Here is a 1,342-nt window from a genome sequence, read left to right on the forward strand (position 1 = left end):
TAGCCAGTAAATGAGTTTATTATAAATTCATTTACTGGCTTCTTTATTTACAATACTACGTATTGTTGGCTCGCTTTCTTAGGGGACAGCTTCAGCCTGTAGTCTTCAGCTTGTCCTGTTCCCTCAAGAGTCTCGCCAAAATACTTTGTATTTATATGTAATTTTACATTGAAATACTTTAAAAAAATAAGGCCCTTTCGTATAATTTAATAAATATCACTAAACTAAATTAACGAGGTGCCTTATGTATAAAGATTATAACATGACTCAACTTACTCTACCATTGGAAACTTCAGTTCTTATCCCCACAAATGATATGTCACGACATGTCAATGATATTGTAGAAACAATTCCTAAAACTGAATTCGATGAATTCAGACATCATCGTGGTGCAACCTCATACCATCCCAAAATGATGTTAAAAGTCATTCTATATGCCTACACACAATCTGTGTTTTCAGGTCGTAAGATAGAAAAATTACTTAATGATAGCATCCGGATGATGTGGCTATCACAAAATCAAAAGCCTTCTTATAAAACGATTAATCGATTTAGAGTCAATCCAAAAGTAGATGCTTTATTAGAATCATTATTTATTCAATTTCATAGTCAGTGTTTGAAACAACATCTTATAGATGATCAGGCCATTTTTATTGATGGTACGAAAGTTGAGGCGAATGCCAATCGATATACATTTGTATGGAAAAAGAGTATTCAAAACCATGAGACAAAGATGAATGAAGATTCTAAAGCACTCTATCATGAATTGATAACAAATAAAATCATACCTGAGATTAAAAAAGATCACGATAATGACTTAACAAAGGAAGAAATAGATTTGATTGGTAGTCATTTGGATAAAGAAATCGAAGATTTAAATCAACATATCGATAATGAAAAATGTACTAAAATAAGAAAACAAATACGGCTCAAAAGAACTAAAATTAAACAATATAAAAAGCAAATTAATGATTACTCTGGGCGAAAGCATAAATACGACGTCCAAAAATCTATTTTAAAGGATAGAAATAGTTATTCTAAAACAGATCATGATGCCACATTTATGAGAATGAAAGAAGATCATATGAAAAATGGACAACTCAAGCCAGGTTATAATTTACAAATAGCGACAAATTCTCAATTCGTTTTATCTTATAATGTGTATCAAAATCCGACTGATACAAGAACGATGATACCATTTTTAAATTTAATTCAAGAGACCTACGGTCATTTACCTGAATATATTGTAGCTGATGCAGGTTATGGTAGCGAACCCAATTATATGGCAATTATAGATGATTTTAATCGAATACCACTTATAACCTACGGTATGTTTATAAAA

At 30.8% G+C, this 1,342-nt stretch carries 1 protein-coding gene; it reads left to right on the top strand.

What is annotated here, in order from left to right:
* Nucleotides 1–244 precede the first annotated feature (244 nt).
* A partial coding sequence (locus HMPREF2629_RS05580; RefSeq protein ID WP_070813197.1) for an IS1182 family transposase occupies nucleotides 245–1,342 on the top strand: 1,098 nt, incomplete at its 3' end.

It is taken from the genome of Staphylococcus sp. HMSC034C12 (assembly GCF_001835895.1).
Classification (GTDB): domain Bacteria; phylum Bacillota; class Bacilli; order Staphylococcales; family Staphylococcaceae; genus Staphylococcus; species Staphylococcus hominis.